Annotated in this window: 7 protein-coding genes; 5 read left to right on the top strand and 2 right to left on the bottom strand. The window is 49.6% G+C overall.

Annotated elements, in window-relative coordinates:
• Both BN587_RS11635 and BN587_RS00770 read right to left on the bottom strand, forming a co-directional pair.
• On the bottom strand, nucleotides 1-656 hold a 656-nt coding region (locus tag BN587_RS11635), incomplete at its 3' end, for a sodium:solute symporter family transporter (RefSeq protein ID WP_044483881.1).
• Between the two features lie 157 nt (nucleotides 657-813).
• Entirely contained in the window at nucleotides 814-2,025 is a 1,212-nt protein-coding gene (locus tag BN587_RS00770) for a DUF401 family protein (protein ID WP_021719265.1), read from the bottom strand.
• 175 nt (nucleotides 2,026-2,200) lie between these two features.
• Between BN587_RS00770 and BN587_RS00765 the strand changes: the two genes are divergently transcribed.
• The 5 genes from BN587_RS00765 to galE form a co-directional block, all read left to right on the top strand.
• Nucleotides 2,201-3,517 (top strand): AAA family ATPase, encoded by a 1,317-nt coding sequence (locus BN587_RS00765; protein ID WP_021719264.1) that lies wholly within the window; start codon nucleotides 2,201-2,203, stop codon nucleotides 3,515-3,517.
• Entirely contained in the window at nucleotides 3,514-4,293 is a 780-nt protein-coding gene (locus tag BN587_RS00760) for a retron system putative HNH endonuclease (RefSeq protein ID WP_021719263.1), read from the top strand. The genes BN587_RS00765 and BN587_RS00760 overlap by 4 nt, the downstream gene beginning before the upstream one ends.
• Before the next feature lie 117 nt (nucleotides 4,294-4,410).
• Nucleotides 4,411-5,781, top strand: coding sequence for a phosphomannomutase/phosphoglucomutase (locus BN587_RS00755; protein WP_021719262.1), 1,371 nt, complete (start codon nucleotides 4,411-4,413; stop codon nucleotides 5,779-5,781).
• Between the two features lie 95 nt (nucleotides 5,782-5,876).
• On the top strand, nucleotides 5,877-6,758 hold the full coding sequence (gene galU / locus BN587_RS00750) for a UTP--glucose-1-phosphate uridylyltransferase GalU (protein WP_021719261.1): 882 nt from the start codon (nucleotides 5,877-5,879) through the stop codon (nucleotides 6,756-6,758).
• Between the two features lie 3 nt (nucleotides 6,759-6,761).
• On the top strand, nucleotides 6,762-7,607 hold an 846-nt coding region (gene galE / locus BN587_RS00745; RefSeq protein WP_044483880.1), incomplete at its 3' end, for a UDP-glucose 4-epimerase GalE.

Genomic DNA, 7,607 nt, shown 5'->3' with positions numbered 1-7,607 from the left:
GGAGGAATGCCGGCAACAGCCTGCGGGTTGATTAAGGATACCGCGAAGATAGGTGCAATCAGGAGAGAACCGAGAATCATCAGGCCCTGATAGAAGTCGGTCCAGCAAACGGCAGAAAAGCCACCCAAGAAGGTGTAGCCGATGATGATGAAGGCTGCCACATACATGGTGTAGGTCTGGTCAATACCGATAACAGTGTTGAACAGAGTACCGCAAGCCTTGATGCTGGAAGCGGAATAAATAGTGTAGGCAATGAGGAAGACGATTGCACAGATTACCTGCAGCACGTGGGACTTAGATAAAAAGCGGTTGCTGAGGTACTGCGGAATAGTGATGGCATCGTTGGCCACAATGGAAAAACGGCGCAGGCGCGGTGCCTGAAAAATCCAGCTTAAGGAATAGCCGGTGAGCAGGCCGATACTGATCCAGGCCTGACCGAGGCCGAGAGCGTAGATAGATGTCGGCAAGCCCATGAGCACCCAGGCGCTCATATCAGAAGCACCGGCAGAAAGAGCGGTTACCCCCGGTCCCATCTGACGGCCGCCGAGGAAGTAGGTCTTTTCACCACCCTGACGATTTTTATAGAAGAACCAGATACCGATTGATAGCATGAATAGCAGGTAGATAATGAAGACTACCATTTCCGTATAATTCACGAACACCCCTCCAAAATTTAAGAATAGATAACACTATTATACACTTAATCTTTGTGCTACTGCAAGCAAATAATAAAAATAAAGTGTTTAATCTGTAAATAACAGCGTTTTTAGGTCTGAACTACAGATTTCCTGTTGCTAAGCAAGCACAAAAAATTCACCATGTAAAATAAGTATAAACTGTAAAGATAGTCAAAATGATTATTTCACACAGAAGTACAGGCTTAAGCGTTTTGAAAAAGTTGGCTTTGAAATAATCGACAGTGATGACAAGACACATATGCGTAGGTGTGAGCATCTGCCCCGCAATACCAAAGGCCATGGCAACGCCGGCCAGGTTCAGGCTGCCTGTCTGCATAGCGGCGACAATGGGCATAACGATGGCCACGTGTCCTTGTGACATACCTGTAAGCACGCCGATGATGAAGCTGACGCAGGCGATGATAACAGGCACCGGCAACGGAGAGCTTTGGAAGGCTGCGACGATTTCCTGCAGCACGTGGGTGACGGTCAAAATCTGAATGAAGTAGAGGATGCAGAGCACATTGAGAAACATTTTGATGTCCAGCGCACCGATAACAACATCCTTGAGGCCGACCTCGCGTTTAGTAAAGCGAAGTACCAGAAAAAGGCAGGCTGTTACCAATCCCATGCCGGCGGAGGCATTAAAGCCGAAGAATACTACGAGAATAAAAGTAATAATGACAGGCGAGAGCGCCAACCATAAATCCTGTGTACCCTGACTATCATTATTAATTTTTTCGGTATGGCTGTTTTCCGCTTTGATGGGGCGGATGAGAACAAACCAGCCTGCGGAGAAGGCTAGTACGGTTAGCCAGGCCAGATGCAGGATGAATTCACCGTAGCTGACACCGGCAATGTTGCAGGCCATAATCATACCGGGAATAATCGGACTGGAAAATTCAAAGATATGGCGGAACCAAAAATTGATGGCTGCCTTGTGGTTCTGTTCGATAGGCAGATTTTTGCTGGCTTCCTCTACAATAGGAGCCGAGAAGCGTGCGCCGCCAAGTGACGGTAGCAGGCCTAAGAAGGCAGGCATCACGGCTAGGGTTACCTTAGCACTGGAAAAGATGCGTTGCAGCGCCTGCACCATACCGGCCAGTGCACCGCTGGTGCGCAGCTCGATTTCCAGGCACATGACAAAATAGAGGGCAAAAAGAATATCATAGGTGCGCGGCATTGTCAGCGTTTCGCGTAATGCCTGCACCAGATACGTCAGCTCCGGTGCTTTCATCAGCCAGATAAAAATACCGCTGGTGAGCATACAGGGGCCGATGGGAATGTGACGCCGCAGCATGAGGATAATCATGAGCATGGCGATTGTAAGCAGAAGAAATATATTCATAAACAGTTTTTCCTTTCGGTTGCGTAATTGTTGGCAAGTACCAAGTAATTGCTGATGATGTTTATTTATTATACACCCTGCCACAAAAAAATCATAATAAAACTGTAAAAAATCTTAGTATGGGATGCAATTAATGCTATAATGTAAGCAGAGATACAGAAACGGAGGTCAGATTATGCAGATAGAAAGATTAAGGCTGAAGAATTTCCGTTGTTACGATGAGCTTGATATTGATTTTGAACCTAGGCTGACAGTTATTGTTGGCGAAAACGGCAAGGGTAAGACGGCAATTTTTGATGCGTTGGCAATTGCTCTGGAGCCTTATCTGCGCAGCTTTGATGCCAGTGGCAGGCAAATTACTCCCCAGGATGTGCGACGTGTGCCTGTTTATAAAAAGGATATGCGTCATATTGATGGTATGGAATGCCATTATCCGGTAGAAATTAAGCTGGAGGGTGAGGTTTATGGCAAAAAGCTTACCTGTACCCGCCGCCTGCTGGAGGGGAATGTGCCTGAGGATGATGCTGATGAGCTGTGCGAACGTGGCTGTGCATTGGCGCACGATGCCAAGGAGAACGGCAACAGGCTGCTGCCGGTGTTGGCCTATTACGGTACTCAGCGCATTTGGGTAGACAGCAAGCTGATGACAAATTTTCATAAATCGCTGATGGAACGCAATGTAGGCTACGAGGAATGTCTGGAGCCGTCTTCTTCCTACAGCACCTTCGGAAAATGGTTTGAGTACGTTACCAAGTGTGCGCAGTCAGAGCAGCAGTACAGCGCAGAGGTGAAGCGCAATGTGATGCTGAAGAATGCGATTCAGAACGCTGTCGACGTGTGTCTGGAAAGCACCGGCCTGCGTGATTTATATTATAATTATCGCCTGAAATGCTTTGTTGTCAGTCACCCTGATATGGGTGAGATGGTGGTAGATGAATTGAGCGACGGCTTCCGCAGTATTATCAGCATGGTGGCTGACCTGGCCTATCGCATGGCGCGTCTGAATCCGCAGCTGCGTGAGGATGCGGTAACCAAGACTCCGGGACTTGTATTGATTGATGAGGTAGAAATGCATCTGCACCCGCTGTGGCAGCAGACGGTACTGCTGGATTTGCAGAAAACCTTCCCGATGGTACAGTTTGTAGTGACTACGCATAGTGCGCAGGTGCTTAGCAGCGTGCCGGCAGAGAGCATTCGTGTATTGGCTTGGGGCAAGCAGTTCGAAGGCGTGCGCCACGTAGATTTTTCCTTGGGCGCCAACAGCTATCAGCTGCTGCAGGATATCCAGAATGTGAGCCCACGTCCGCAAGCTCTGCCGATTGTGCAGGATTTAAAGCGTTATCTGCAGCTGGTGAGCGAGGATGCCTGGGATACGCCGGAGGCGCTGGAGCTGCGCAAAAAGCTGGATAAATGGTCCAAGGGCAAGGAGCCTGCTCTGCTGCGTGCGGATATGGATATCCGTATGCGTCAGTTCCGCAGGAGGCGCTCATGAAACGTGTTTATAAAAGCAAGGAAGAACCGGAGCTTCTCAGGCATTACCGTCTGCATAATCCTGAGGAAACCTGGGAGCATTTCCGTCGTCGCTGCCGCAAGGGCTACAAACAGGTGCGCGAAGCAATTTTGCGTGACCAGCACGGCCTTTGCGCTTATTGTGAGGTAGGCATTAAGCTGGCGGAGGAGGAAGGCGAGGTTGACGACTTCCGCGTAGAGCATTTTTATCCGAAAAATGCTACGCAGGAGCACGGGCACAACTATCATTTGGATTGGCGCAATCTGTTGGGCGTGTGCCACGGCGGCAGTCAGCCTTATGTGCCTGATCCCGAGTGGCGCTATTCCAGCCAGAAGCGTGACCGCAGCTGCGATGTGCCTAAGGGTGGGCGTGAAATTACAAACTATATCCTCAATCCGCTGAAGATTCCCGGCAAAATCCGTCTGTTCCGTTATGCCGAGCATAGCGGGCGGATGTATGTAGACGAAGATACCTGCCCCAAAGATTTGCAGGGGAAGGCGCGCAGCACTATCCGTGAGCTGAATCTGAATGCGCCGCGGCTGATGCGCATGCGCCGAGAGGTAATCCATACACTGGAGGACCAGATAAGTGAGGAGCTTAGTAAGGGCCGAGAGCTGGATGAAGTTTTGGAAATGTTGGCAACCATCTGTCTGGTGCCTGACTATAATGGTATGACGCTACCTTTCTTTTCCGTTATCCGTTGGTATCTGGGTGAGGCGGCGGAAGAAGTTATCCGTGCGAGCGGTGCTAAGCTGTAGCATTTAAATCCTGTCTGCAATGCAGGCAGGATTTTTTTGTTTGATGAAGAATAATATAAAATGGTTCTTGAACAATGAAATTTTGCTAAATACACTATAAAAAAGGAGAATAGAGAAATGCAAGTTACAAATAAGGCTTTCAAGGCTTACGATGTACGTGGTGTTTACCCTACGGAGGTTAATGAGGAAATGGCTTACCGTATGGGACGCATTTTTTCAGCAATGTTTGCTGCAGAAACTGTTGTTGTCGGACATGATATCCGCCTGAGCGGTAGAGCATTGGTAGATGCGCTGACAGAGGGACTGCGCCATGGCGGTACCAAGGTTATTGATATCGGCCAGTGTGGTACAGAAATGATTTATTTTGCTACCGCGCATCTGAAAGCAGATGGCGGTATTATGGTTACTGCCAGCCATAATCCTAAGGAATACAATGGCATGAAGCTGGTGCGTCGTGATGCGCGTCCTGTTTCCAGCGATACCGGTCTGAAGGAAATTGGTGAGATGGTTGCTACTACAAAGCCGTTTGCACATCAGGTGGTAGCAGGCAAGACTATGGGTGCCTTGGAGCAGCTGGATATTATGCCTGCTTATATTGAGCATTTACTGACTTACGTTGATACGAGTGTGCTCAAACCGATGAAGATTGTTGCTAACCCCGGCAATGGTGGTGCTGGCCCGATTTTGAAGGAGCTGGCTAAGCATTTGCCGTTTGAGTTTATTACGCTGAACGAAACGCCTGACGGCACCTTCCCCAACGGTGTGCCCAACCCGCTGCTGCTGCCTAACCGTGAGGCTACGGCCAAGGTTGTACGCGAGAGCGGTGCAGATTTGGGTATTGCCTGGGATGGCGATTTCGACCGCTGCTTCCTGTTTGACGAGAAGGCAGATTTTATCGAAGGCTATTACATTGTCGGCCTGCTGGCGGAGGTTTTCCTGCACAAGGAGCCGGGTGCGAAGATTATGTTCGACCCGCGCCTGACCTGGAATACGGAAGCTATTTTGGAGCGTGACGGCGGTGTACCTGTGCGCTGCAAGAGCGGTCATGCCTTTATGAAGGAATGCATGCGCAATAATGACGTGCTGTACGGCGGCGAGATGAGTGCACATCATTATTTCCGCGATTTCTCCTGCTGCGACAGCGGCATGATTCCTTGGCTTTTGGTAACTGAGCTGATGTGCCGCAGCGGTAAAAAGCTCAGCGAGCTGGTAGGCGAGCGCGTTGCTATGTATCCCTGCAGCGGTGAAATAAACCGCAAGGTGGCAGATTCCGCAGCAGTACTGGCAGAGCTGGGCAAAAAATATGCTGACGGCGAGCAGGATCACCTGGACGGCCTGAGCGTTGCTTATGATAACTGGCGCTTTAATGTGCGTGTATCCAATACGGAGCCTGTAATGCGCCTGAACGTAGAAACTAAGGGTGATAAGGAGCTGCTTGCTGCGAAGACAGCAGAATTATTGGAAGTTATTGGCGGCGAAGAAGCTTAACTTTCCTGAGTATCCGTGTTTTTTCGTAAAGCACTGCCTGCAGCGGTGCTGCTATGCATATATTTCATTTGAGTCTGTAAAGGAGATAAGATTAAATGTTTAAACCTGTACGTAAAGCCGTTATTCCGGCAGCAGGCCTGGGCACACGCTTTTTGCCTGCTACCAAAGCAACTCCGAAGGAGATGCTGCCTATTGTTGATAAACCGACCATCCAATATATTATCGAAGAGGCTCTTGCTTCCGGCATTGAGGATATCCTGATTATTACCGGCCGCAGCAAGCGTGCCATTGAAGACCATTTCGACCGCAGCATCGAGTTGGAGCTGAACCTGGAGGCCAGCGGCAAAACCAAGGAGCTGGAGCTGGTACGCAAAATTTCTGATATCCGCATTCACTATATCCGCCAAAAGGAACCGCGTGGACTTGGCCATGCTATTTTGTGCGCTAAGCATTTTGTGGGCGATGAACCCTTTGCTGTACTGTTGGGTGATGACGTTGTTGACAGCCAGGTGCCTGCGCTGAAGCAGCTTATTGATGTCTATGATAAAACCGGTGCCAGCGTTTTAGGTGTGCAGGAGGTGCCGCAGGAGAAGGTATCTGCTTATGGCATTGTTGCCGGTGAACCGACTGGTGAAGCACGCACTGTTAAGGTAAATGATATGGTAGAAAAGCCTGTGGTAGAAGAAGCGCCTTCCCGTCTGGCGGTTTTGGGACGTTATGTAATTACCCCGGAGATTTTCCCGATTTTGGAAAAAACCGAGCCTGGTCGCGGTAATGAAATCCAATTGACTGATGCACTCAAGGTTTTGGCTAAAGAGCAGGCAATGTATGCTTATGATTTTGAAGGACGTCGCTATGATGTGGGTGATAAGCAGGGCTTCTTGGAGGCAACTGTAGAAATGGCGCTGAAGCGTCCTGAACTGCGTGACAAGTTCCTGACCTATCTGCAGGGAATCGTTGCCAAGGAGAGCAAATAAGCGATGAATATCCTTGTTACCGGCGGAGCAGGTTATATTGGCTCCCATGTAGTGAAGGAGCTGCAAAAGAGCGGCTTTACTCCTATTGTTTATGATAATTTTTCTACCGGCCATGAGGCAGCTGTGCCGGACGAGGTGCAGCTGGTAGAGGGTGATATCCATGATGTGCGTTTTGCCAAGCACATTATGGAGCAGTTTAAAATTGATGCGGTGATTCATTTTGCTGCCAGCAGTCTGGTAGGTGAATCTATGACCGACCCGGCCAAATATTATTTTAACAATGTTGAAGGCAGCCTGCATCTTTTAGAGGCTATGCGTGGTGCCGGTGTGGACCGCATGGTATTTTCTTCTACCGCAGCTGTTTACGGTGAGCCGGAAGCAGTGCCTATTACCGAGGACAGCCGTCTGGCACCGACCAATGTTTATGGCCGTACCAAGCTGGCAATTGAAGGCATGCTGGCGGATTATGATCATGCCTATGATATGCGTTATGTGGCTTTGCGTTATTTTAACGCTGTGGGTGCTTCTCTTACGCGTGATATCGGCGAGGACCACAGCCCGGAAAGTCATCTGATTCCTCTGATTCTGAAAACAGCGCAGGGCGTGCGCAAGCAGGTTTCCATCTTCGGTACCGATTATCCGACGGCTGACGGTACCTGTGTGCGTGATTATATTCATGTCTGCGATTTGGCGAAGGCGCATGTGCTGGCGCTCAAGCATCTTTTGAGCGGCGGCAGCAGCCGTGTGTATAACTTGGGCAGCGAAAATGGCTTCAGCGTGCGCCAGATGATTGACAGCGCCAAAAAGGTTACCGGCGTTGACTTCCCCGTTGTGGAGGAGGAGCGTCGT

It is taken from the genome of Phascolarctobacterium succinatutens CAG:287 (genome assembly GCF_000434895.1).
In the GTDB taxonomy this organism is placed as follows: domain Bacteria; phylum Bacillota; class Negativicutes; order Acidaminococcales; family Acidaminococcaceae; genus Phascolarctobacterium_A; species Phascolarctobacterium_A succinatutens_A.
The sequence above is the reverse complement of the archived record's forward strand: the minus strand, read 5'-3'. Positions and strand labels throughout refer to the sequence as shown.